This window comes from Anabaena sp. CCY 9402-a, from assembly GCF_963920945.1.
In the GTDB taxonomy this organism is placed as follows: domain Bacteria; phylum Cyanobacteriota; class Cyanobacteriia; order Cyanobacteriales; family Nostocaceae; genus Trichormus; species Trichormus minutissimus.
In genome coordinates this window covers 25,350-48,982 of sequence record NZ_CAWUDL010000003.1, presented here as the reverse complement: position 1 = coordinate 48,982, position 23,633 = coordinate 25,350, and the positions used below count along the sequence as shown (strand labels likewise).

Annotated in this window: 24 protein-coding genes and 1 other RNA gene; 13 read left to right on the top strand and 12 right to left on the bottom strand. The window is 42.0% G+C overall.

Features of this window, described 5'->3' with window-relative positions; translation table 11 throughout:
- Positions 1–58 precede the first annotated feature (58 nt).
- A complete protein-coding gene (locus ACM0OR_RS02085) occupies positions 59–1,105 on the top strand; it encodes a glycosyltransferase family 4 protein (protein ID WP_190702817.1) in 1,047 nt (348 codons plus the stop codon).
- A 16-nt stretch (positions 1,106–1,121) separates the two neighbouring features.
- Entirely contained in the window at positions 1,122–2,387 is a 1,266-nt protein-coding gene (locus ACM0OR_RS02080; RefSeq protein ID WP_414574810.1) for a competence/damage-inducible protein A, read from the top strand.
- Here ACM0OR_RS02080 and ACM0OR_RS02075 read toward each other — a convergent pair.
- Entirely contained in the window at positions 2,374–2,649 is a 276-nt protein-coding gene (locus ACM0OR_RS02075; RefSeq protein WP_323265359.1) for a DUF5132 domain-containing protein, read from the bottom strand. The genes ACM0OR_RS02080 and ACM0OR_RS02075 overlap by 14 nt on opposite strands.
- Positions 2,650–2,864: 215 nt before the next feature.
- Here ACM0OR_RS02075 and ACM0OR_RS02070 point away from each other — a divergent pair, with 215 nt between their 5' ends.
- The 3 genes from ACM0OR_RS02070 to ACM0OR_RS02060 are packed head-to-tail and all read left to right on the top strand — an operon-like array spanning position 2,865 to position 4,929.
- Entirely contained in the window at positions 2,865–3,986 is a 1,122-nt protein-coding gene (locus ACM0OR_RS02070) for a Gfo/Idh/MocA family protein (RefSeq protein ID WP_414574809.1), read from the top strand.
- Between the two features lie 7 nt (positions 3,987–3,993).
- Positions 3,994–4,149 (top strand): hypothetical protein, encoded by a 156-nt coding sequence (locus ACM0OR_RS02065; protein WP_414574808.1) that lies wholly within the window; start codon positions 3,994–3,996, stop codon positions 4,147–4,149.
- Between the two features lie 57 nt (positions 4,150–4,206).
- The gene (locus tag ACM0OR_RS02060) at positions 4,207–4,929 is read left to right on the top strand and encodes a hypothetical protein (protein ID WP_323265364.1); all 723 of its coding nucleotides are present in this window, start codon (positions 4,207–4,209) and stop codon (positions 4,927–4,929) included.
- A 31-nt stretch (positions 4,930–4,960) separates the two neighbouring features.
- On the opposite strand, the gene ACM0OR_RS02055 is transcribed toward ACM0OR_RS02060, so the two are convergent.
- Together ACM0OR_RS02055 and ACM0OR_RS02050 are read right to left on the bottom strand one after the other, a co-directional pair.
- Complete coding sequence (locus ACM0OR_RS02055; protein WP_190703133.1) at positions 4,961–5,650, bottom strand: glycoside hydrolase family protein; 690 nt, start codon at positions 5,648–5,650, stop codon at positions 4,961–4,963.
- A 206-nt stretch (positions 5,651–5,856) separates the two neighbouring features.
- Positions 5,857–6,513 carry an NAD(P)H-binding protein gene (locus ACM0OR_RS02050; protein ID WP_323265365.1) on the bottom strand — a complete coding sequence of 219 codons (657 nt, stop codon included), beginning with the start codon at positions 6,511–6,513 and terminating at the stop codon, positions 5,857–5,859.
- 179 nt (positions 6,514–6,692) lie between these two features.
- Here ACM0OR_RS02050 and ACM0OR_RS02045 point away from each other — a divergent pair, with 179 nt between their 5' ends.
- The gene (locus tag ACM0OR_RS02045; RefSeq protein WP_414574807.1) at positions 6,693–7,352 is read left to right on the top strand and encodes a DUF1997 domain-containing protein; all 660 of its coding nucleotides are present in this window, start codon (positions 6,693–6,695) and stop codon (positions 7,350–7,352) included.
- A gap of 77 nt (positions 7,353–7,429) precedes the next feature.
- On the opposite strand, the gene ACM0OR_RS02040 is transcribed toward ACM0OR_RS02045, so the two are convergent.
- Positions 7,430–7,900, bottom strand: a complete 471-nt coding sequence (locus ACM0OR_RS02040; RefSeq protein ID WP_414574805.1) for a DUF4079 domain-containing protein — start codon at positions 7,898–7,900, stop codon at positions 7,430–7,432.
- Positions 7,901–8,086: 186 nt separating this feature from the next.
- Here ACM0OR_RS02040 and ACM0OR_RS02035 point away from each other — a divergent pair, with 186 nt between their 5' ends.
- The gene (locus ACM0OR_RS02035; RefSeq protein ID WP_414574804.1) at positions 8,087–9,370 is read left to right on the top strand and encodes an ankyrin repeat domain-containing protein; all 1,284 of its coding nucleotides are present in this window, start codon (positions 8,087–8,089) and stop codon (positions 9,368–9,370) included.
- Between the two features lie 640 nt (positions 9,371–10,010).
- Positions 10,011–10,457 (top strand): cobalamin biosynthesis protein, encoded by a 447-nt coding sequence (locus tag ACM0OR_RS02030; protein WP_414574803.1) that lies wholly within the window; start codon positions 10,011–10,013, stop codon positions 10,455–10,457.
- A 19-nt stretch (positions 10,458–10,476) separates the two neighbouring features.
- On the opposite strand, the gene ACM0OR_RS02025 is transcribed toward ACM0OR_RS02030, so the two are convergent.
- The 8 genes from ACM0OR_RS02025 to ACM0OR_RS01990 all read right to left on the bottom strand — a co-directional run bounded on the left by ACM0OR_RS02025 (position 10,477) and on the right by ACM0OR_RS01990 (position 17,066).
- A complete protein-coding gene (locus ACM0OR_RS02025) occupies positions 10,477–10,830 on the bottom strand; it encodes a phage holin family protein (protein WP_190702787.1) in 354 nt (117 codons plus the stop codon).
- Positions 10,831–11,077: 247 nt separating this feature from the next.
- Entirely contained in the window at positions 11,078–12,022 is a 945-nt protein-coding gene (locus ACM0OR_RS02020) for a peptidoglycan-binding domain-containing protein (RefSeq protein WP_414574802.1), read from the bottom strand.
- Between the two features lie 41 nt (positions 12,023–12,063).
- Positions 12,064–12,246 carry a hypothetical protein gene (locus tag ACM0OR_RS02015; RefSeq protein ID WP_414574801.1) on the bottom strand — a complete coding sequence of 61 codons (183 nt, stop codon included), beginning with the start codon at positions 12,244–12,246 and terminating at the stop codon, positions 12,064–12,066.
- A gap of 57 nt (positions 12,247–12,303) precedes the next feature.
- Positions 12,304–13,602: a M16 family metallopeptidase gene (locus ACM0OR_RS02010; RefSeq protein WP_414574800.1), complete on the bottom strand. Its 1,299-nt coding sequence runs from the start codon at positions 13,600–13,602 to the stop codon at positions 12,304–12,306.
- 116 nt (positions 13,603–13,718) lie between these two features.
- On the bottom strand, positions 13,719–14,987 hold the full coding sequence (locus tag ACM0OR_RS02005) for a M16 family metallopeptidase (protein WP_414574799.1): 1,269 nt from the start codon (positions 14,985–14,987) through the stop codon (positions 13,719–13,721).
- Positions 14,988–15,163: 176 nt separating this feature from the next.
- A non-coding RNA gene (gene ssrS / locus ACM0OR_RS02000) (6S RNA) lies at positions 15,164–15,347 on the bottom strand.
- Between the two features lie 64 nt (positions 15,348–15,411).
- The gene (locus tag ACM0OR_RS01995) at positions 15,412–16,578 is read right to left on the bottom strand and encodes a 5-(carboxyamino)imidazole ribonucleotide synthase (RefSeq protein ID WP_414574798.1); all 1,167 of its coding nucleotides are present in this window, start codon (positions 16,576–16,578) and stop codon (positions 15,412–15,414) included.
- Positions 16,575–17,066 (bottom strand): pentapeptide repeat-containing protein, encoded by a 492-nt coding sequence (locus ACM0OR_RS01990; protein ID WP_414574871.1) that lies wholly within the window; start codon positions 17,064–17,066, stop codon positions 16,575–16,577. The genes ACM0OR_RS01995 and ACM0OR_RS01990 overlap by 4 nt, the downstream gene beginning before the upstream one ends.
- 580 nt (positions 17,067–17,646) lie before the next feature.
- Here ACM0OR_RS01990 and ACM0OR_RS01985 point away from each other — a divergent pair.
- The 5 genes from ACM0OR_RS01985 to ACM0OR_RS01965 all read left to right on the top strand — a co-directional run bounded on the left by ACM0OR_RS01985 (position 17,647) and on the right by ACM0OR_RS01965 (position 23,197).
- Positions 17,647–17,967, top strand: a complete 321-nt coding sequence (locus tag ACM0OR_RS01985; protein ID WP_323265373.1) for a hypothetical protein — start codon at positions 17,647–17,649, stop codon at positions 17,965–17,967.
- Between the two features lie 506 nt (positions 17,968–18,473).
- Positions 18,474–19,013 (top strand): PEP-CTERM sorting domain-containing protein, encoded by a 540-nt coding sequence (locus ACM0OR_RS01980; protein ID WP_414574797.1) that lies wholly within the window; start codon positions 18,474–18,476, stop codon positions 19,011–19,013.
- Between the two features lie 369 nt (positions 19,014–19,382).
- Positions 19,383–20,975, top strand: a complete 1,593-nt coding sequence (locus tag ACM0OR_RS01975; protein WP_323265375.1) for an alkaline phosphatase — start codon at positions 19,383–19,385, stop codon at positions 20,973–20,975.
- A gap of 130 nt (positions 20,976–21,105) precedes the next feature.
- Positions 21,106–21,960 (top strand): helix-turn-helix domain-containing protein, encoded by an 855-nt coding sequence (locus ACM0OR_RS01970; RefSeq protein WP_414574796.1) that lies wholly within the window; start codon positions 21,106–21,108, stop codon positions 21,958–21,960.
- A gap of 124 nt (positions 21,961–22,084) precedes the next feature.
- Positions 22,085–23,197, top strand: a complete 1,113-nt coding sequence (locus ACM0OR_RS01965; RefSeq protein WP_414574795.1) for an aldo/keto reductase — start codon at positions 22,085–22,087, stop codon at positions 23,195–23,197.
- Positions 23,198–23,633: the final 436 nt, after the last annotated feature.

The window sequence follows — 23,633 nt, the reverse complement described above, 5'->3', positions numbered from 1 at the left end:
AAAATAGGAAGGAAACGTCCTTAGCCAATTTTTGTTAATAAACTCCTAAAAATTACAGATGCCTGCTCAGATTTATCATCTGCTCGCTTTTCTTGTCGCCGCCGTAGTCGTTCTCTGGACTACACCTGATGTCAAAAATATTGGTATTAGAAGTGGACGTGTAGATAAACCTGGCGATCGCAAAATTCATGACCGTCCGATGGTGCGCCTGGGAGGAGTTTCTATCTTCGCAGGCACAATGCTATCTTTAATGATTGTTTGGTGGTTGGGTGGCTTTGCCAATCTGCCCCCTGATAAAGAATGGCAAATATGGGGCGTTACTGTAGGTGGTCTTGGCTTTTTTTTGATTGGTTTAGCCGATGATTTATTAAGTCTATCGCCTCTAACACGCCTGCTGATACAAATTGTTGTTGCCGCAGGTGCATGGAAAGCAGGTGTGAGCATAGATTTTATTACCGTTCCTACCGTTGGTATAGTTGACCTCAACTGGCTGAGTTTGCCCATCACAGTAGTTTGGTTAGTCGGGATGGTAAACGCCATCAACTGGATTGATGGATTAGACGGTTTAGCAGCCGGGGTTTCTGGTATTGCAGCTGTAGTCATGCTATTGGTGTCTTTATTTATGCACCAACCAGCAGCAGCCTTAATTGCTGCTGCTTTAGCTGGCGCAGCTTTAGGATTTCTCCGTTATAACTTCAACCCTGCTCAAATCTTTATGGGGGATGGGGGGTCATATTTTATGGGCTTCACCTTAGCCTCTGTAGGTGTCATAGGTTTAGTCAAAATACCCGCTTTCACTGCCGTTCTTTTGCCATACTTGATTTTGGCAGTCCCCATTGTAGATATGTCCGCAGTGATTTTGGCACGTCTGCGACGAGGTAAACGCCCTTGGGTTGCAGATAAATGTCATCTACATCACCGACTCTTACAGGCTGGTTTATCCCATCGTTGGTCAGTATTATTCATTTACTCTCTGACCTTGTGGGTGGGGAGTTTGGCGTTAGGTGTCGCTGGTGTACCCAGCAGTATTGGTTACATCTGTGCAGCCACTTCGCTATTAAGTTACGTTATTTGGCGAGTCCGCAAATTCTCCCAGCAAAAATAAATTATTAGTCAATTAAATGAGTGCAGAAATTATTTGTGTCGGTACTGAACTCCTGCTGGGAGATATCCTCAACGGAAATGCTCAATATCTAGCTCAACAACTAGCCCAATTAGGCATTCCTCATTACTATCAAACAGTAGTAGGGGATAACCCCGAACGCATCAAGCAAGTTATGGAAATGGCTATTTCCAGAGCTAATATTCTGATTTTCACTGGTGGACTAGGCCCTACACCAGATGATCTTACCTGTGAAACCATCGCTGATTTTTTTGGTGTTCCTTTAGTAGAACGCCCAGAAATTATTGAAGATATCACACAGAAATTTGCCCAACGCGGCCGGGTAATGACCCCCAGCAACCGCAAACAAGCTTTAATTCCCCAAGGTGCAGACATTTTACCTAATCCCAGTGGCACAGCACCGGGTATTATTTGGCAACCCCGTCCTGAAATCACAATTTTTACCTTTCCTGGCGTTCCTAGGGAAATGCACCGGATGTGGGAAGAAACATCTGTACCCTTTTTGAAAAGTCAAGGCTGGGGTCAAGAAATTATTCACAGTCGGAGTTTGAAGTTTTGGGGGATTGGGGAATCGGCTTTAGCAGAAAAAGTCAGTGCTTATTTAAATATGCCTAACCCTACTGTAGCCCCCTATGCAGGTAAGGGAGAAGTGCGGCTACGGGTATCTGCAAAAGCGACTTCACAAGCAGCCGCCGAGGCTTTGATTTTACCCATTGAAAAACAAATTCAAGAAATTGCTGGATTAGATTTTTATGGTGTCAATGACGACACCTTAGCTTCTGTGGTTGGTCAGTTATTACGGGCAGCAGGAGAAACGCTATCAGTTGCAGAATCCTGTACTGGTGGAAGTGTCGGGCAAATGTTGACAGAGATCGCAGGTAGTTCTGATTACTTCTGGGGTGGTGTAATATCCTACGATAACTCAGTAAAAGTGGGGTTATTGGGAGTTAAACCAGATGATTTATCACAATTTGGGGCAGTCAGTGATATTGTGGCTGAACAAATGGCTATAGGTGTAAAAACTCGCCTTTCCACAACTTGGGGGTTAAGTGTTACTGGAATTGCTGGCCCCGCCGGGGGAACGGATACTAAGCCAGTGGGTTTGGTATATATCGGGTTAGCGGGGCCAAATGATGAAGTCACAAGTTTTAAATATCAGTTTGGCACAATGCGGGATCGCTCTTTCATTCGTCATTTGAGTGCGTGTACGGCACTGGATTTATTACGGCGGCGGTTGTTAACAATTCAAACTAAGCATCAGTAGGTTCAGCCGATTTTATTCGTTCTTCACTAACTTCAGCCCTTGCCTCGGCAATGATATCGTCCCAGGTTTCGCCCAATTCTGTGAAAGTTTCTTTATTTCTTTCATAAAAAGCGATTCCACTTTTGATAACCGCTTTAGCTATTGGCCTACCAAAACTACCTATAACGGGCAAAAATACTGGTACAAGAATTATTCCTACAATGCCTGTGACTCCTAATCCTTCCGCTAAATCTCCAAGGTCAGGTAAAAGTTTAACTGACATAGTATTTTTCCTCCCTTGTTTTACTTAATCTTATTTTAAGGGAACGGTATTATTCAAGGTTGATATTGAAGCATTAAGCAATGTAATGTAACCTTTAGCCTCATATTTCTTAAGTATGATGATCGTTTATTTCATTCGCAGGATGGAATACTTGAAAAACTTGACGAAACTTGAAAAGCAATTTTGAGCCAAGTTTTTCATTCAGAGGTCTAAAAATGACAACTACAAACGGAAACAGCAAAATCCGTTATGCTGTGGTTGGCTTGGGCTGGTTTGCTCAAGAAGCTGCTTTACCTGCATTTGCTCATACTGAAAACTCCGAATTAGTTGCCCTGGTTTCAGATGATCCGACAAAACTTGAAGAACTCAGCAAACAGTATGGTGTTGAGCATACGTACTCTTATGAAGAGTACGAGGACTGTCTAGCAAGCGATGAAATTGATGCTGTTTACATTGCACTACCGAATCACTTACATTGCGATTTTACTGTGCGGGCAGCAAATCAAGCCATTCATGTTTTGTGTGAGAAGCCAATGGCTGTGACAGAACAAGAGTGCGAGTCCATGATTAAAGCTGCGAACGATAATGGTGTCAAGTTGATGATTGCTTACCGATTACACCTCGAACCAGCTAATTTAGAGGCAGTCGAAATTGTGCGATCGCAACAAATTGGTGAACCACGAGTTTTCAACTCAGTTTTTACTCAGCAAGTAGAACAGGGCAACATCCGTTTACGTCAGATCACAGGTGGTGGCACACTCTACGATATTGGAATTTACTGCATTAATGCCGCACGCTATTTGTTTCAAGAAGAACCAAGCGAAGTTTTTGCTGTAGCCGCTAGTAAGGGAGAACAACGCTTCAGTGAAGTGGAAGAAGCGACAAGTGCCATCCTTCGTTTTCCTAATGGGCGACTAGCGACATTTACCTGTAGCTTTGGAGCAGCAAAAGTCTCTAATTATCAAGTTGTGGGAACTCAAGGCGATTTGTTTGTAGAACCTGCCTATACATGGCAAGGGGAAATCAAGAACTATCTCACAATTGATGGCGAAACTGAAGAGCGTACTTCTGCACCTCATGATCAGCTAGCAGCTGAATTCACCTATTTTTCAGACTGTATTTTGTCAAATAAAGAACCAGAACCTAATGGCATCGAAGGATTAATTGATGTGCGAATCATTGAAGCACTCTATCAATCTATTGCCACAGATCAACCTGTGCAAGTACCAACTTTTGAGCGTGATCAGCGTCCTACATCGGAGCAAACTATTGAGTATCCGCCTGTTGAAGAGAAGCCAGACCTAATTAATGCTGCTTCTCCTGCTGGCAATTCTTGAAGTTTTTTTGGATTTATCGAGCCTTCACCAACTGTCTAGACGGCAGTTGGTTTTATTGAAGGTGTACAGCACTGGATTTATGGCGATGGTGGTTGTTGACGAAGTTGGAGCAATGTTTCTCATCGCTGGATTTGTTGCGGCGATAGGTATTAAAGCAGTATAGTGATGCCACCACAAGGGCAAACGAACTTTAACTATTCTTGTCCCTTTGGTTACTACTATGTCTAGTCAAATAACAGCCAAATATATTGCATTGCCTGTCATGTCTTTATACTTAGGTAGTTTTCTGGCACTGATTGTTAATAGCAGTCATGTACAAGGGCAAATCAATAATAGTGATGGAGTGTTGCTAGCTCAATCAGTATTTGAAACTTTACCACCACCACCAAACTACCCCCAAAATCAGCCTCTAGAATTTAATCAATATCAACCAGTACAATCTCAGTACAATCAAAGTTTCCAGCGTTACTCAGTTTACGTTGAGGATACTAGCAACTGGACTCTGCAACAAGTACGCCGCGTTGAACCTACTGCATATATTCGACAGTATAATGGGCGTTCTGTAATTCAGTCTGGAGTATTTAATCAGCAATCTAATGCTCAACAGCGAATTAGAGAATTAGATTCACTGGGTATTTATGGTGCAAAAATTGCGGGTTTTGATAACGCGCAAGAATTACCATATTCTCCTGGTAATGACAATAATGTCAGCATCAAATCTAGATATTATGTCTCAATTCCTGCTAAGTCAGAAGAGTTATTGACAATTGCCAACCAGATTAGACAGTTTCCAGGATTATACGGTTTTGTGACAGAAAGAAAACAACCTTTAGGTCCACACGTGGCAGTAGGCCCTTTTACTCAGCGCACTGAAGCTGAACGATGGAACAATTTTATTCGCGATCGCGGATTCGGTAACGCTAGAGTTTACTACAGCAAATAAAAATATAAATATCTACTCCCCATTCCCTCCCTTACTGCTGTTTTGGTTGTTTCTCTTTAAGGTTCTGGGGATTGGGAGTAGCGGCGTTGGCTGCGGCTGGTTGACTGGCTGTTGTTAATTCTTCTTGCAACATTTTCTGATAAATCTTAGGCAAAGACTTACTAATAGAGTTTGTTTCTATGCCATAGCCTAAGCTTGTCCAAGTGGGGGAGAGTCGCCGCAAAACTTCGTTTAATTTACCTTGACGCAATCGTTGAGAAATATCAATTCCCCAAACTTTGGAATCATTCAACCAACGGTAAACTACTACATCTTGATATTGTGGCTCAAAACTATAATTAGACCAAAACATCATTTGTCCTGGCTTGGGGTGATAACGAGGAGCAATATGATACCAAGTGGTGTTAATCATTTGATATCTGCCAGCAGCTGTGGAACAATTACCTGTGTTTGGCCCGACGGGAATAGTGACGCATATTTCAGGATGCTTACTGAGGTCAGTGATTTGCTGTCCACCATACAACAGAGAATAGGGACGTTTGCTATTGGCTTCACTAGCTGAGATGGTTCGCATCAAAGCACGAACGTAGGGATCACCGCCTTCCATCACCAACGGTGGTAAATTATTGCCAAAGATGGGATCAGAAGGCGATCGCAAATCCCCAAACACGTACCATTGAAACAAGTAGACAAAGCCGAGAAGTGCGGCTATAGGGCCAATAAATTTTTCAATACCTTTGAGTTCAACGCTTTTCAGAGTTTTACTCCTTTCAAATTCACTCTCTTAGCTAACAACAAAAGTTGACGCATCTATTTCGGTAAAGTTCACAAAATCAGTGGTGAGTGCTGAGTGGTGAGTAGTGAGTAGTGAGTGGTGTTAGTGGTAGCGCGGCGTTTAGCAGATGGTGAAATAAATCAGCACTTTACTTAGCACTGCTGAAATAATTCTTCAAAGCTTTTAGGGCTAGCTTCAGGTTTGGCGACTATCTCAACTATTTTATGGTGTGCGGCTGGCTTAAATAGAGCTTCTACACAAACTTGGGCGACTTTTTGGCGAGGAATACTACCCTCAAATAATGTATCAGCACTCTGCATGACGATCGCATCGGGATTATCTTCATTTTTTAACCCACCAGGACGAACAATTGTGTAGTTCAAACCACTTTTTTGCAAATACTCCTCTGCTTGTTTTTTCCATACCAAAATTAGCCAAAACAAGTTCAACGGATGGAAAAACTGGGAGACACACAAAGAAGTTACTAAAACAAAATGTTCGATTCCCTTGGCTTTGGCTACATCAACTAAATTTTTAGTGCCTTCAAAATCTACCTTATAGGGGCCTGTGGGATCTAAACTGGGTTTTGCGCCAGTTGCACACAGTACCACGGTACTATCTCCCAAGGCGGTAGTTAAGCTTTGTGGATTTAATACGTCACCTACTACTAACTCGGCATCAGGTGGCAAAATGGTTCTAGCTGTCTGTATATCCCTGACCAAAGCACGCACAGGAATGTTACGCGCGACTAACTCTTGTACTATGCGGCGACCTGTTTCACCTGTTGCCCCTGCTACAAATGCTTTCATAAGAAACGCTATCCTGGGAAACTAGTTATGTGATTGATCCGTTTTATATTGTAGTTATTTTATGAAGTGTATGACAGATTTATAAGCTTTCGGTCAAAATGGAAGTTTAATGCTAATCCGCCCAATCAACCTGGGAATCATTAATTATAGACAAACGCCAAGCTAGAGGGGAATGCTTCATGCTTTCGACAAACGGCGAATATCAATCTCTGGAAATCACAGAAACAGTTGTCCCCGTTACTACAAACCTCCCAGAAAACGAAGACACGGGTACAGACAAAACTATAGGGACTCTAACCAAGTTTTATGGTCGTTATAACGACTGTATGGCAATGTCCGCCCCAGCACAGACGGTTTCTGAGTATCTAAATGCTCATGCTGATTGGTTTTCGCGGTGTGCTGAACCAATGAAGGTACAGCCTTTGGGAGAAAACGGTTATGCCTTAATTATTGGTCGTTTTGGCTCTTTTGGTTATGAAGTTGAACCGAAAATTGGTTTAGAACTTTTACCCGCCGACGAGGGAGTTTATCGGATTCGCACAATTCCTGTTCCTGATTATCAACCACCTGGTTATGATGTAGACTACCGAGCATCATTACAGTTGAAAGAAGATTTGGGTGAAGTCACGCAAGTGGAATGGGAATTAGATTTAGTTGTTTGTCTGCATTTTCCGCGATTTATTCAGCGTTTACCCAAGTCTTTAGTTCAGTCTACAGGCGATCGCTTGCTCAACCAAATCGTCCGCCAAGTCTCCCGCCGCCTCACTCGCAAAGTCCAAGAAGATTTTCACCAATCTGTTGGGATTCCTTTCCCAAATAATTGCAAGAAACGACGATAATTCTTTAACTCTGTGGTAAAAATAACTTTATTTTTCACCACAGAGGCACAAAGACACAAAGAAGAAAGGATTAATGACTAAGCTTTAGAAAGGATTCTTTGAACGATTTCTACACCTGTGATAGCCTGCCAGGTAAACAGTCCTAAAATCACGAAGTTTAATAAGATGTGAGTTACCCGCGCCCAGTTTGCTCCTTTTTGCATAAAGGGAGATAGGGCAGCAGAAAATGCAATTAAACCTGTCATACCTAATCCAGCTAATAGGTGCGGGCCTACAAACAATTTACCGTTATTAATAAAGGTGACAGCCATACCACCAATTGCACCAGCTACCATTACAGCTAAAATTAACGAGCCAATTTGGTAGTGTTTGACGTTATATTTACCTTTAATTAGTTCTTTTTTTACTTCACCTTGTGCGTTGCGTGTACGCTGTACTTGTAGACCGAGGTAAGCAGCATACAGTGAGAGTGCTAGTAACACCCACATAATCAACGGGTGAAAGAAATTCAGCCAATATTTAACTGAGGCAGACAGTTCCAAATTCATCGTGTTCTCGCCCAATTCTTAAATCTTAATAAAAATTAGCACAATTCTACGTACCGTGGGCAAAGGGAGACAAGAGAGACAAGGTAGATTATATTTCCCATGCCCAATATCTTGCCAAAGTACCTAAAGCATTTCAGACTAAATTTTGGGACTGAATAAACAAGATTTCCCGGTTGGAATGGATTCATGATTGAAAACTATGATGCTTTGCTGCTGAAAGCTGCTAAAAGTGGTGATTTGAAGCAGTTGGATGCCCTATTGGTTGCGGTTGCGATGGTGGATGTGTGCGATCGCAATGGCACTACAGCGTTAATGTTTGCTGCTAATCTAGGTTATACCGAAATTGTGCGATCGCTCTTGGATGCGGGAGCAAATATCAATTTAGCTAGAAAACGCTACGGCTTGACGGCTTTGATGTTAGCTGCTAGTGCTAATCAGCTAGATATTGTACAACTTCTAGTTTCTAGGGGGGCTGATATTAATGCCACCAATGAAGATGGTAGTACGGCTTTGATGGCAGCTGCGCTCAAGGGTCATACTAATGTAGTCCAAGCATTGCTGGCGGGTGGGGCTGATGTGAATTGCCAAGACAATGACGAAGATACGGCTTTAAAATTGGCAATCAAGCATGGACACGAGAAAGTAGTGCGACTGCTTTTAGAAAGTGGTGTGGATGCTAACACCCAAGATGAGGACGGCGAAACCCTGCTGATGATTGCATCTGACTTGGGACGTGTAGAGGTAGTCCAAGCATTGCTGGCGGGTGGGGCTGATGTGAATTTACAAAACCAAGATGGTGGTACGGCATTATTGGCAGCTGTGGCGGCTGGACAGGTTGCGATCGCAGCTATATTACTAGATCAAGGTACTGAAGTTAATCATCAAGATAAAGACGGCGAAACAGCCTTACACCTCGCTGTTGTGGAAGGCTATCTTGATGTAGTGCAAATTTTGCTTAGTCGCGGTGCAGATTCCCACATCAAAAATCATCTCGGTGACACACCTTTGCTAGTAGCTGCATTGCAGGGGCATAGTCAGATAGTGGAAGCACTGCTGCGTTATGGTGCAAATTTGCATGGCGATAAAATCGGTGAAACACCTTTAACCTTGGCAGTATCCCAAGGACAGACAGATGCAGTCAAGGTATTCTTAGATTATGGTGCTGATGTTGATATTCCAGCGAAAGATAGCAAAACCGCTTTAATTAAGGCAGCAGAACGTAACTATCCTAAAATTATTCAGCTATTGTTAGCTAAGGGTGCAAATATTAATTATCAAGATTCGGCAGGAGCTACAGCCTTGATGTGGGCTGCGGCTGGGGGCTATGGTAAAGCGGTGCAAGTATTGCTGGAATCTGGGGCAAATATGAACTTAAAAAACCGTGGTGGTTATACGGCTTTGATGCTGGCAGAATTTAATGGCTATAGAAATATCGTGCAAATTTTCAAGCAGGCTGGAGCGGAGGAATAATTTGTAATTCGTAATTCGTAATTCGTAATGGGCTACGTTAACGTAATTATGATGCTAATTAGTGTCTAATTAGTTACTTTGTTCTGAAAACACGAGATGTCCTTTTCTGAATTGCTAAATTTTCGGCAAGAAATTAGCAATAAAAGTCAAAAAATCTGTTATTTTTTAGACAAATTTTGGCTAGAATTTTTGTATCTTAAAACTTGCTTGAGACAACTTGACAACTAGTAAAAAACACGGTATTAAATTAAATACTAAGGAGGTTAAAGAAGTCTGCTTCAGAAATGAGAAACTGAAATTATGAAAATCAGTCGTAGCTTTGTATAAAGTAACTACGGCAAAAATGCGAAGAAATTGAAACACCGAAGTAGACTAAGTAAAATGTTGATGCTTCAGGGATGCCAAAGAAGCACAACTAGAGAAGTAATTTACTTCCTAGTTTTTACTTTGTCTTCACCCCGGCGTTTCCTACTGTGCTAGATATGCTCAATATATAGTTTTTCATTTCTGATAACAGTATTCTAACTATCAGTTTTTAGGTATTTTAATAAACGCTAAAAAGCACAACTTACTAACTGATAATTAAATACCGAAAGGCTAAAAGTTTCAAATTCTACTTGATAGTAATTTAGTTACTAATGTGCAAATAATCCCTGATCAACAGCCTGTACAACAAAACCTGTGGCTAGGATTTGGCTGTCAATCAGGTATTTCCTCTGAGTTATTATTAGTAGCAATTGAGCAAGTTTTTCAAAATTATGGACTTCTGCAAACAGAGATAGTCGGTCTTGCTACTATTGATATAAAAGCATCAGAACCGGGTTTAAGAGATTTTTGTCATAGCTATAACTTTCCCTTGAAAACCTTTTCTGCCGAGATTTTGTCTACTGTTGCTGTACCTCATCCTACCGTAGCGATCGCTAAAATAGTCGGAACGCCTAGTGTTGCTGAAGCATCTGCTATTTTGGCAGCCTCTCACCTTAATTTGGCAGTCAAGCTTTTAGTTCCTAAACAAATTTTCCGCTTACCTGGACAACCAGGCGCAGTAACAATCGCTGTCGCCCAAGGACTGGAGAGTAGAGGATAGAGGGGAGAATCACCAATAACTATTCCATAGCTCTGAGAATATAGCTAATTACGCTAGAAACTACAGATAGTACAATTGAGCCTAAAAAAGCCGCTAAAAAGTCTCTAATGATAAAGTCAGGGCTAGGTGTGAGGACACTTGCTAGCCAAAGGATTAAAGCATTCAGAACAAATGTGAATAAACCAAAGGTGAGTAGAGTAATGGGAAATGCCAGAATACTTAAAATTGGTCTGACAAAGGCATTGACTAACCCAATTACTGCTACAGCAACCAGAGCAGCGACAAAACTCTTCACCTCAAATCCCGGTACAATATGGGCTGTAATTAGCAAAGCCACCGCAGTACCCAACCACGTCAATAGAAAGTTTTTCATATTTTGTTGAAAGAAATCGGCCTCAAGAGGAAATATACAAAAATTGTTAGTTGGTAATTGCTAATTTATTTTTCCCATGAGCAATTACCAACCACCAAGCATTACAGAGATATGCTAATTCTTTTAGGGAACTCCAAAAAATAAATTATCCAATTTCTGAAATCAAAACGATTATCCCTCCCCTGCTCCCATACCATAAAAGTGACAGGATATTTTTTTGCTTGGAAGTCCCTTAGCAGACATGATATTAACGCCGTTGGGGAGAACGCCCCAATAAAGCCTCCCAAGTTGCACCGCCAACTACACCATCAGGCTCGATACCGTAGCGTTTTTGTGCTGCTTTCACAGCATTTTCAGTCATCACACCAAAATAGCTATCTACACCACCTTTAAGAAAACCCAGTTGACTCAACCTGGTTTGTAACTTGGTAACTTCTGCATTACTCATCCCCACGCGCAAAATCGGCCATCCTTCTGATGTGTACTGCACACCAGGAATGCGGTTAGCGGCTGGAGTCGTGTTAGGACGAGTTGTCGTGGTTGTGTTTTGTCTAGAAGTAGTGCTAGGTCTAGAAGTATTGCTAGGTCTGGCAATAGGTTTAGTATTTACAACCTGATTATTAACAGGTTTGGTGTTTGTCTGGTTGGTGACAGGTTTAGTATTCACTACTTGATTGGGAACAGGGCGGGGAGGAGTGGGTCTTGGTTCAGGTCTAGTATTAGTAGTTGTAGCAGCTTGAGTAGGAACAGGAAAAGCAGTTGTGGTATTGGCTGTTGAGTTGGGTGTTGATACTACAAATGGTTGATTGGGAAAAAGTCTTTGCCAGGTAGCAGCATCAACAATACCATCTGGACTCAAACCCACTGTTTGTTTAAACCGAGAAACAGCATTGGCGGTAGGTTCAGTATAGTTACCATCAACTGCACCAGAATAAAAGCCCAAAAGCTTTAGAGTCGCCTGAAGTTCCGTCACACTTTCGCCTTGACTACCAACCTTGAGAGTAGGACGGTTTATCCCAACTTGTTGGGCAATTTGTTGGGGTACTCTAACTGCTACCACCGTCGATGAGCCAAAGAACACGGACATACAGGAAAACAGGAGTAGCCAATAAAACTTACTTTTGCTGAAGCAGCGAAATGTCTTTAGTAACTCTAAGTAGCTTAAAATACTTGCTGTCAGGCTGCCTTTCATGGAAATCACTCCCAGAACTTCTGTTGCTAATATTACAACTTTTAGTAGTGCTGAGTAGTGAGTGCTGAGTGCTGAGTGCTGAGTAGTGAGTCCTGAGTGCTGAGTGCTGAGTCAATACACTTCAGTTGAGGAACATAGGCGCAAGCCTTTCCTGCGAAACGCTCTGCGAACTCGAAGAGTAACCCAACAGCCTCAAGACTTTGTTGGTTTTCGGTGTTGCTCAACCCAACCTACTTTTCCTCTTCAATGAACCGTAACCGTATTAACTCATAACTCATAACTCATAACTCATAACTCAGCACCGCACGGTTAATTGCTCCTTCTTGACCTACCAAAGATAAATAAGGTTTCTGGAGATAGCGACGCGCTGCTATTAAAGCATCTTGGACGGTGACAGCCGTTGTTAGTTCTTGGAATTGCCTATCAAAGTCGATTCCTAAACCCAAAATTTCATACCAACCGTATATCTGAGCAATCTGTCCATTAGTTTGTTTACCCAAGGCATACTGCCCTAAAATTTTGTTCTTCGCTGCTTGCAAACTTGTTTCAGTTAATTCGGTGGTACACAGTAACTCTACCTCTGTCTGTAATCCTTCTAGGGCTATAGTGGTATTTTCTGGGGCTGTCCCCATATAAACTAAAAATGAGGCTGGATATAGCTTAGTTGGGTAAAATGCCGATACTTCATAAGCTAGTCCCCTTTTTTCTCGTAATTCCACAAATAAGCGGCTAGATAAACCATTACCCAAATAAGTAGATAGCAATTTCAAAGGGGCATAATCAGCATCATTCACTGCTGCACCCAAATAACCGAGCATGACAATAGATTGCTGGGTGTGTATGGGCTTAAGCTGGGATTGTGGCTCTACTGCAATTTCTGGGAGATTAATTTCTGGTAGGGCTTGCTCTGGATTTTGCCAATCACCAAATACTTCTTCTACTAAGGCCACTGCTTCATTTAACGTGACTCGCCCAGCGATACTAATAACTATATTGTCTGGACGAAAATAGGTTTGGTGATACTCTACCAAGTCTTCTTGGGTGATGTTGCTCACAGTGTTTTCATCCCCCATTACCGACAGGGAGTAGGGATGATTTTGGTAAATTACCCGCCGTATTTGCTCCATAGCTAGGGTAAAGGGCTGCTCTTTTTGGGAACGAATGCTATTGATGGTTAAACGTCGTTCTAGTTCTACTTGGGTGGTGGGGAAAGTAGGCGATCGCACAATCCGCCCCGCCAGTGATAATATCTGAGGAAAATCCCCTGTCACTGTCTTTAACGACATTAAAAAATAATCAGTCGATGTATCTGCACTCAAGCTAGCTCCCACAGATTCGACTTCTTCGGCAATTTCCATACTAGAAAGTCCATCACATCCTTTAGTGATGACTGTTGCTAGTAGATGCGCTAAACCTGCTTTTTCGCGTTGTTCACAGCAACTACCAGCACGAATAAAAATTCGCCCTGCAATAATATCCGCAGCAGGATTTTCTGCTACCAGCACGACAATGCCATTGTTTAATACAGTGCGATGGATAAGGGAGTTGTTAGACACAGCAGGATTCACAGTTTGAGTCATTAGTTATTAGTTATTAGTCAATAATCATTGGGCATAAAAAAGTCAAACGTCAAACTTCAAAAGATTCTTTTGTTTTACCTTTTTACTTCCTTGTCTTCCTTGTCCCCAGTCCCCAGTTAACACGGTTTAATAATAGTCACCGCGTAATTTTGCGGTGAAATATACTGTTTAGCTAATTGTTGCAATTCGTGGGGAGTGAATGATTGAATTTGCTGAGGATAGGTGACAGATAATTCTGCTTGGGCAATGGTATTGTAGTAGCCATACATCCCACTCAATTGATTTGGTGTTTCAGTAGAAAAGGCATAATCATTACATAACAGCCTACGGGTGCGAGCTAGTTGATTTTCATTAATACCTTGGCTGAAGATATCATCCAAATGGCTAAGAATTAAATTCTCTACTATTTCTAGATATTCTGGCTCTAACCAAGCAGTAATTGTAAATAAGCTGGCTTCTCGTTGCAGAGAAAAATTACTGCAAATTCCCTGCACTAGTTGCTGTTCTTCTCGCAAATCACGTACTAAGCGCGAAGTTCGCCCTTCTGCTAATAATACTGACAATAAATCTAAACCATAGGCTGCACGCAGTTGTTCTACTCCTGGTACTAGCCACGCCATTAACAGCCTTGCTTGTTCTAAGTTTGGTAAAGACAATTCTTGGCGGCGAACTCCACTAATGACTGGCTTGGCTAATGGTTTCATTGGCGGACAGTCTTCACGTTCACCAAAATTACAGAATGATTTGTTAACCAAATCCCATGCTAGCTGTTGGTTAATACCCCCAGCCATCACTACTGTCATATTTTCTGGTTGGTAGTGAGTCCGGTGAAAAGAACGCATTGCTTCTGGAGAATGCTGCATTAGTTCTTGCTCATTACCCAAAATTGAGCGTCCATAAGGATGGTCTTGGTAGATATTTTGCAGCAGAGATTGAAAACCTACACTGTCTGGGTCATCATAGGAAGCGCGAATTTCTTCTAATACTACATCCCGTTCACGGACAAACTCATCCTCTGGAATTGCAGCGTTGAGTAGTAGTTCTCCCAAATGAGGCAGAGTATCTTCTATATAAGTAGTAGCCGTAGTTAGGGAATAATTAGCATAATCGTAGCTTGTGGCCGCATTGCTTACACCACCTGTATTTTCAATATTATGGTCGAACATTCCCGGCTCTAGGGTGGCTGTACCTTTAAAGATCATGTGTTCTAAAAAATGTGCCATACCAAACAACGGTTCTGGCTCATGTATACTTCCAGCCCTTACCCAAACATCAGCCACAACTACAGGAGTAGTGGGAATTTCTTGATGAATCAACGTTAAACCGTTATCTAGCCGGAAAACCGACGCTGGAAATACAGGATTTGTTAGTTGCGGTTGTAACAATTTTTCTATTTTTAACTAAAATTTAAGTTATTTTTTAGTTATCTTAACTCTGTTTTGTACCCAATTAAGAATCATCTGATACAACTGGAGTTAAACATTTTTGAAGTTGATGATGGATAACTCTGAAAATATTAAAACTCCCAAATTTTTATAAAAATTTGGGAGTTTTAAATTTTGAGTTCACCGCAACGCCGTTTTACCTAAGTTTATGACCTGGTTAAACCAGGGGGGAACAGATTTTACTCGTTTAAAGTTTCCGGGTACACGCCCGGTTTACTGCCACGAGAGACATTTAGTTCCCTTTTTCTTAAAGACATAGATCAAAAAACTTGATGGCAGTCACCAACGTCGCAGTGCAACTCACTCATTATAGCTTTTCAAAACCGATTGTGTACAAATTGGAAATGGGGCATCATTTCAGTCATCAACTGGAGTACCAGATAGATTCTACGGTGTGGGCGACTTCAGAGGCGATGGTCTTTGACCGACCGTAGGTCATCGCTTGGTGATGATTTTCTAACAAAACGGTGACGTGTCCTAGTTTGCGTCCTGGACGAGATTCTGTTTTACCGTACCAATGAACGTGTGCTTGGGGAATTGCTGCTAATTGCTGGCGTTTGCTTTGGTAGTCGCTGTGAGAGGTTTCATAACCTAATAAGTTGACCATGACAGCAGTTGTACACTGCAAAGCCGGATTACCCAAAGGCATACCACAAACTGCTCTCAGGTGCTGCTCAAATTGGGAAGTTGTACAAGCGTCTAGGGAAAAATGCCCGGAATTGTGGGTACGGGGGGCTATTTCGTTGACTAATATTTTCCCGTCAGTTGTGAGAAATAGTTCGATGCCAAACACGCCGACAAATTGGAGGCTGTTTAATAATTTATAGGCGATCGCTTCTGCTGTGGCGACTTGTTCGGGTGTAATATCCGCAGGGGCTATCACTCGCCGACATACCTGTTGTTCTTGCTGTGTTTCTACCACTGGATAGATGACAACTTCACCATCTACGGAACGGGCAGCAATTACCGCTAGTTCCCGTTCAAAGGGGATAAATTCTTCTACTAAAAATAGAGTTGGATTTTTGTGATTTAACTCTAGTTTCTCTTGCAAGGTAGCTAAATCACGAATGATAAAAGTTCCCTGTCCGTCATAACCGTGACGGCGAGATTTCAGCACTAGGGGAAAACCTAAGTCTGCAATTTTCGCGGCTAAATCTTCTTGTTGTTCGACTGCGAAAAATTGCGGTACAGGTAGCCCTAAATCGCGTAAATAGCAACGCTGATGATATTTATCTAATAGTGGTGCTAAAGCTTCTAACCTGGGACGAAAGCAGATACCTTGCTTTGCTAGCAGAGATAAAGCCTCTAAATCGACAAATTCATTTTCAAAGGTGATAACATCACTTTTAGCTGCTAAAACTTTTGTGGCATCAGCATCAGCAACTTCTGCCAATACAGTATCATGGGCGATCGCTACAGCCGGATCTTGACTGCTAGGAGTCTGCACTATCAACTCTACCCCCAGCTTATTTGCTGCATCCCCCATCATCCAGGCTAGCTGTCCACCACCAATTACACCTATACGCTTCATGAACATCCCAACGAATCACGAGTTTCTACGCCTGTTTGAGAATTTACTCCGCTAGCTTTTGTACAAAGTTCTTTGATTTGTGCCTTGTCTAAAATTGCATCTGTAAAATCTGCACCTTTTAGGTTCACATTATTAAAGATGGCACGGAGTAAAATAGCTTCTTTAAAAACGGCATCGCTTAAATCAGCACCTGTTAAGTTTACCTGATCCACCATTGCATTAGTTAAATCTGCTCCGTGGAGATTTGCGTTTGTCATTACAGAAGCACTTAATACTGCTCCCCGCAAATCAGCACCAACAAACTTAGTCATTTCTAAATTGGCGTTAGAAAACTCCGCCGCTTGTAAACTATCACCAGAAAAATCATGTCTAGATAATTCTGCATTGCTAAATGATAAAGGATGCGTCCAATCTACTGCCCATGCTGGAAAGGGCAAGCATAAGACTATGATCCCCAACAATAACACCAAGCCTTGCCGCCAAAACATCTTGAGGTAATTAATTTGGTGTTTCATCTTGTATATTCCCCATCTTCAGGTGTTTTGGATCACTAACACCTTAACATTTTGTCATAAAAGTTTGGCTCTCGCCTACGATGGGCGTGTCCTGACAGCTAAAATATGCCGCTATTTATGACTATAGGGTGAGCTAGATAAGTGGAGAAATGATTCTCTAGTCAGATATATTTCAATTACGTAAAAAAATTAAGCAATTGCTCACCCACTAATTTACAATTCTTGATTTCAATGTTTGCGTTTTACGATATAAATAGGTTTAATTGAGATTTAGCGATCGCTATAAAATTTACATTTCTTCAAGTTAATATTTCCCAAGTAAAGTTTATTGTCGTTTCCGTTTAGCAGGGAAGATAGGCTGTTAGTCTTTTAATCATGGTGAGCATTAAGCGTGATCGAAAACAATTTGATGATGTTTCGGAATGCTTAACAAGCTCTATATGGGGAGTATTAACCGTAGTTTTATAGTGACTGCTGAACTTCTGATAAATCTTGAGCAGATTTATTGTCCCTAACTAGACAAATTCAACAAGCCGAATAAGTAACTGCAATTATGACACACTACTCTATTGACTGGATCGAAGCATGGTGCGAAGAAAATGGCTGGACAGAACTATTTGTAGAGCGGCGTAACAATTACTGGGCATTTCCTCCGGGATGTGTCATGCCCGAACCAATTCCCAATCATGTCCTCAGAGGAATTAAATCTGAGAAGGGACTGACATTTGAAGAAAAAATTTGGTCAACTTCAGCAGTGATTAGTACGGTGATAGCAGTTATTTCTACTTTTGTACTCAGATGTCCCATGCCATTAGTTTTTGCTTTTGCTGTCAATGCAGTTACAGTGGCACAACTTGAGCCAGAGGATGTCTAGATTATTCGGTTTTCTTATTAATCCTCATATACTGCTCTTGGTATCATCTTCAGCCAGAGCAGTTTTTAATTTAAAGTTCCTAAACCCATTATCTTCATGTAGAGACGCGATAAATCGCGTCTTGTAAGACCAGTTATCTCTACAAATAATTTTTAACTGAAATCATATTGGATCTTAGTTGGCTTTACGTTTCTTTACATAGATCTGGTTATTCGCGCCTTTCTCCTTACTTCACAACTTATCACAGTGATGTATTAATTATTTTCTATATTTTACCTCTAATTAAATTCTACTTAAACTCATAACCTCAATATAGATTAGTTCCAAAAAAATAGTCCCTTATGTCTTTGTTTTCAAAAGGGAGAATAGCTTAATTTTTATCACGGATTTTATCGGTGATGAACTCCCATTTGCAAATCAAAAAGGGTAAGTAAAACGCGAGATATAACGCTTGTATAGTTTGTAGTGTGCATCGCTAACAGAAGTTTATAGTGAGGAAAACAGAGATGAAATTGGGTTCAAAATTAGTCCTTGCTGCTAGTTTAGCTTTGGGTTTGGCTAGTGTAGATGTAAATTCAGCATCTGCGGCGATTGTTCATTATGCTTTTACAGTTGATAGTCCTACCACGAGAGGAAATGGATTTTTTAGCTTTGATGACTCAACTTTCATCGATGATGTAGCAATCCTTAAGTCCCTTTCCTTCCAATTTGACGGTGATTCTAATGTTTACACCGAAACAGATGATCTTAACTACCCAGAATTCCCTATAGTCTATCCCACGATTTTTTCTACAGGCAGAACATCTTTAGTATTAAACTATCAATTTGATGATAAAGCCAATCCGGCTAGTTCTATCAGATATGAAATCGCTGGGGAAGATTTTACACGTTACTCCATAAATTCCCCAGACGCTGAATTTATATCAGGTACGGTTTCTTATAGAAAAGTACCTGAGCCTACAATAGTAGGAGGCTTTTTATTAGTTGGTAGTGTCACCTTGATGATGAAAAGAAAAAACATAGCAATGGGAAATACCAAAGCTTAATCTTGCTTAAATGGGTCAAAATTTATCCCCACACAATGGCAAAATAGATAATTGTAATGGTATTATTCAAAATGAAGAATGATAGCTACATAGTTCATTCTTCATTTTTTTGTACACTTTACTTTAAATATTATTTTGGCATTTGAATAAATTTAATAATATCAAAAAATTAAATTTCTATTAACTCTTTCTTTGTCAAAAATTAATCTCTATTTAGTAAATTTTGACGTGCAGATATAACAACTAACACATTGATACCAGTTGAGAAGCTGGGAATTTAAACATGAGTTTGGTAAGGGAGAAACTACCCTGCCTTTTTTGTGTTAGCTGTTGCATTCCTTTAACTTATTTTTAGTCAGGAGTAAGAGGATGGTAGATTACCATAATGTTCAGAAGTTCCTGCAAAGTCGCATCAAACGACGTAACCTAATTATCGGAGCAGGAGCATTTACAGGTTTAGCTATTGCCAGCCAATTTCCTCATCAACAAGCGATCGCTAAAGGTAGATTTTCCGACTATCCTTTTAAACTGGGTGTGGCATCAGGCGAACCCTATGACACCAGCATCGTCATCTGGACTCGACTAGCTCCCGAACCTATAAATGGCGGTGGAATGCCGCCTGTGAATGTACCAATTCGCTGGGAAGTTTCCACCGACTCCAACATGAAGCGCATTATTTCCAGAGGGACTGTACTGGCAACTCCAGAACTGGCTCACTCTGTGCGGGTGGTAGTGGAAGGACTCTCACCTCATACTTGGTATTGGTATCGTTTTAACGTTGGTAGCGAAGCCAGCCCCATTGGTCGGACTCGGACTGCTCCCGCGTCTGGTAGTTCCTCAAATCTATTGAAGTTTGCCATAGCATCCTGCCAACACTATGAGCAAGGATATTACACTGCTTATAAATACATGGCTGAGGATGACCTCGACTTAGTATTTTTTGCGGGTGACTACATCTATGAGGGAGGGATTAATCTAACTCGGCCTAGACAGCATAATAGTACAGAAATTTTCACCTTGGAAGATTACCGCAACCGTCATGCTCTTTATAAAACCGATCCTCATCTCCAAGCAGCCCATGCAGCCTTCCCCTGGATTGTGACTTGGGATGACCACGAGGTAGAAAACAACTACGCCAACTTGATCTCAGAAATCGATACTGAACCAGATCAAGATCCAGCTATCTTCGCACAACGGCGAGCGATCGCTTATCAGGCGTACTATGAACATATGCCCCTGCGTCCCTTCTCCCGACCAGTCGGCCCTGATATGCAGCTTTACCGTCGGTTAAACTTTGGGAATCTGGCTACATTCAATGTTTTAGATACTCGGCAGTACCGCACTGATCAACCCTGTGGTGATGGTAGCAAGGAACGTTGTCCAGAAGTTTTTGATCCCCAAGCCACAATTCTGGGACAGGCGCAAGAAAGTTGGTTGTATGATGGCTTAGATAAATCAGCAGCGACATGGAATATTTTGGCGCAGCAAGTTCCCATTGCTCAGAGAGATTTCCTACCGGGAGAAGGTCAAGTTGTCAGCATGGACAAATGGGATGCGTATGTGGCTTCGCGCGATCGCCTGATGGCTTTTCTGGCACAGCGTCAACCATCTAATCCAGTCTCCTTAGCAGGGGATGTGCATTCTAACTGGGCAATGAATCTCAAAGCTAACTTTGATAATCCCGAATCTGCCACATTGGGTAGTGAGTTTGTCAGCACCTCAATTAGCTCAGGTGGTGATGGTGTTGATATAAATCCGAATGTTCAAGCATACTTACCAGATAACCCCCACATTAAGTTCTACAACGGTCAACGGGGATATGTGCGTTGTACAGTGACTCCTAGCACTTGGAGGTCAGACTATCTGGTGATGTCAAATGTATTAACGCCATTTGGTACGATTAGTAACCGTGCTTCGTTTGTGGTTGACAACGGTATTCCTGGAGTTCGGCAAGTCGTCTAATTATCAACCTGATTTAACCCCTCTCCCCGCAACGCTACGGGAGAGGTTCAAACATTAGTATGAGGGAACTCCAAAATTGAGACTACTTAAGGTATATAAATATTAAGGTATAAAATATCTATTTAATTCTTTGATACAGCAACCCAAGCCCCAACAAACAGCTGCAATTCTCAAAGCCGAATGGAATGAATTGATTGTTGAGTATGGTCGATTGGAAACGGTGGGAGATTTTGACTTTGCGATGCCCAAACACGCTATTAGTGTGGCGTTTATTCCCCATGAACGTGTTACTTGGTCAGTAGATGGGGGTCAGCCGCAAACTACTTCTATGCCTGCCGGCAGCGTGTTTGTGTATGCGGAGCGTGAGTTGGTATGGCATCGGCGGGAAAAGGAGAGTGAATACGTAAATTTGATGCTATCGCCGCGCTTGCTCAACCGACTAGCAGATGAAAGCGGATTGTCTACTCCGTTTGAGTTGCAACACCGGGTGATTTTTCTAGATCCAATTATTTTAAATGTGGCGCAGTTGTTGAAGTCTGAGGTAGTCAGTAGTGGTTTGGCAGGCAATCTATATGTCGAGTCGTTGCGGAATTTGCTGGCTGTGCATCTACTACGAAACTACAGTGGAGTATTGAGTAAATCTACCCCCACGAAAACTGATGCCATTGATGCGTTAAAGCTGAAGCAAATCAAAGATTATATTGAAGACAATCTAGCTGGTGATTTAGCGATCGCACAACTAGCTGCATTAGTCCCCATGAGTCAGTTTCATTTTGCCCGTGCCTTTAAAGCCTTAATAGGAGAACCGCCACACCGCTATATTCTCCAACGGCGAATCGAACGGGCAAAAGTATTGCTAAAAGTGACGCGATTTTCATCGGCAGAAATTGCCTATCAGGTAGGTTTTGCTAATCCCAGTCATTTTACTGCCCAATTTCGTAAGTTTTCCGGGGTAACACCAAAGCAATTTCGCAACAGTATTTAAATTTAATTGAGCATGATTTTGATATAACCCCGCAAGAATCAGGCATGAATGCTGGCGGGATATTCTCTAAATTGTATTTAACAAGAGAATCAACCATTTTTATACTCATTAAGGAGTTACGAATATGTCTCTCAACACTTACTACACCCTAGGACGTTCTGGACTGCGCGTTAGCCGTCTTGCCCTTGGTGCAATGACCTTCGGGACTGAATGGGGTTGGGGAACAGATGAAGACACCGCCCGCCAAATGTTCAATACGTATGTTGATGCAGGTGGTAACTTTATTGACACGGCAGATTTATATACAAATGGTACTAGCGAAACTTGGTTAGGTAAATTTATGACAGAGCGTAACCTCCGCGATCGCGTTGTCATCACAACTAAGTTTAGTTACAATGCCGAACCAGGAAACCCGAATGCAGGCGGGAACGGACGAAAAAATATTTTGCGGGCGGTAGAAGGTTCACTGCAACGGTTAGGGACTGATTATATCGACCTCTATATTCTCCATACTTGGGATATGATTACCCCAGTCGAAGAAGTTATGCGAACACTGGATGATTTAGTTCGTTCGGGTAAAGTGCGGTACATTGGACTGAGCGATACGCCAAGCTGGTATGTAGCACGAGCGCAAACTATAGCGGAGTGGCGCAATTATGAACCACTTTGCACGCTCCAACTCGAATACTCGCTGATTGAGCGTAACATTGAACGGGAATTTATTCCCCTCGGTCTAGAACTGGGAATGGGGACGATGGTGTGGAGTCCGTTGGGGAGTGGTCTTCTCAGTGGGAAGTACAAGGCCAGTGAGGGAGGATTTACGGGAGCAGGAAGACTAGAGACGGTTCAAGGTGTCTCAAATCCAGCGTTTCAGAAATTTAGCGATCGCAACTGGAAAATTGTAGCAGAACTCGAAACAGTGGCGCAGGAACTAGGGCGCAGTATGGCTCAAGTTGCGGTCAACTGGACAGCATATCGTCCTGGGATTGCATCGGTGATTATTGGAGCAACTAAGCGATCGCAACTAGAAGATAATCTCAAAGCACTCTCTTTTGATATTCCTACTGAACTAGCTGATCGTCTGGAAGCGATCAGTCGCCCCGAACCGCAATTTCCTTACAGCTTCTTTGGTTCAGAAATTCAAGGTATGATTCACGGCGGCGTAACGGTTGGATCTAAGCCGATTGGATACAAACCCGATGTATTAATTCAGTCAATGGGTGGAGGCGTTTCTTAGTAAAGATGATAGTGAATTGAGGGATAAAATTCAAACGCATACTGCAAGGCAGAACCCGTAGGGTAAGGGAGGGGAGAGAAGCCTGACTTTTCACGTTATGTGGAAAAGCTAACGCGAAACCTAACCCCCTAACCCCCTTCCCTAGTAGGGAAGGGGGAAAAGTTAAAGCCTCTCTCCTTGTAGGCTACGGTGTACACACAAGTGCTACCCACATACATTTCAGAACCTTGAGAAAATTCTCAACTGTCATGTTGAATGTAGCGACAGCGAAATGAAACATCTAGAGACTACGGTGCAAGTCCGAGATTCTTCCTTCCGCTCCGCTCCACTCAGAATGACATTTCAGGGCTATAAAGCGAGTGGTGACTGGGATTTTAAGACTTGTGTGTACACGGTAGCCTTGTAGGGGAGAGGTTTGGAGAGGGGTTTTCCAGAT

Bases quoted from the DNA above. Each gene is read 5' to 3' on its own strand.
- ACM0OR_RS02050 (WP_323265365.1), bottom strand. From the start codon at position 6,513: ATGAAAGCATTTGTAGCAGGGGCAACAGGTGAAACAGGTCGCCGCATA.
- ACM0OR_RS01995 (WP_414574798.1), bottom strand. From the start codon at position 16,578: ATGAAGCGTATAGGTGTAATTGGTGGTGGACAGCTAGCCTGGATGATG.
- ACM0OR_RS02085 (WP_190702817.1), top strand. From the start codon at position 59: ATGCCTGCTCAGATTTATCATCTGCTCGCTTTTCTTGTCGCCGCCGTA.
- ACM0OR_RS02045 (WP_414574807.1), top strand. From the start codon at position 6,693: ATGCTTTCGACAAACGGCGAATATCAATCTCTGGAAATCACAGAAACA.
- ACM0OR_RS01965 (WP_414574795.1), top strand. From the start codon at position 22,085: ATGTCTCTCAACACTTACTACACCCTAGGACGTTCTGGACTGCGCGTT.
- ACM0OR_RS01985 (WP_323265373.1), top strand. From the start codon at position 17,647: ATGACACACTACTCTATTGACTGGATCGAAGCATGGTGCGAAGAAAAT.
- ACM0OR_RS02035 (WP_414574804.1), top strand. From the start codon at position 8,087: ATGATTGAAAACTATGATGCTTTGCTGCTGAAAGCTGCTAAAAGTGGT.
- ACM0OR_RS02060 (WP_323265364.1), top strand. From the start codon at position 4,207: ATGTCTAGTCAAATAACAGCCAAATATATTGCATTGCCTGTCATGTCT.
- ACM0OR_RS01975 (WP_323265375.1), top strand. From the start codon at position 19,383: ATGGTAGATTACCATAATGTTCAGAAGTTCCTGCAAAGTCGCATCAAA.
- ACM0OR_RS02070 (WP_414574809.1), top strand. From the start codon at position 2,865: ATGACAACTACAAACGGAAACAGCAAAATCCGTTATGCTGTGGTTGGC.
- ACM0OR_RS02010 (WP_414574800.1), bottom strand. From the start codon at position 13,602: ATGACTCAAACTGTGAATCCTGCTGTGTCTAACAACTCCCTTATCCAT.
- ACM0OR_RS02020 (WP_414574802.1), bottom strand. From the start codon at position 12,022: ATGAAAGGCAGCCTGACAGCAAGTATTTTAAGCTACTTAGAGTTACTA.
- ACM0OR_RS02080 (WP_414574810.1), top strand. From the start codon at position 1,122: ATGAGTGCAGAAATTATTTGTGTCGGTACTGAACTCCTGCTGGGAGAT.
- ACM0OR_RS01990 (WP_414574871.1), bottom strand. From the start codon at position 17,066: ATGTTTTGGCGGCAAGGCTTGGTGTTATTGTTGGGGATCATAGTCTTA.
- ACM0OR_RS02025 (WP_190702787.1), bottom strand. From the start codon at position 10,830: ATGAAAAACTTTCTATTGACGTGGTTGGGTACTGCGGTGGCTTTGCTA.
- ACM0OR_RS02075 (WP_323265359.1), bottom strand. From the start codon at position 2,649: ATGTCAGTTAAACTTTTACCTGACCTTGGAGATTTAGCGGAAGGATTA.
- ACM0OR_RS01980 (WP_414574797.1), top strand. From the start codon at position 18,474: ATGAAATTGGGTTCAAAATTAGTCCTTGCTGCTAGTTTAGCTTTGGGT.
- ACM0OR_RS02040 (WP_414574805.1), bottom strand. From the start codon at position 7,900: ATGAATTTGGAACTGTCTGCCTCAGTTAAATATTGGCTGAATTTCTTT.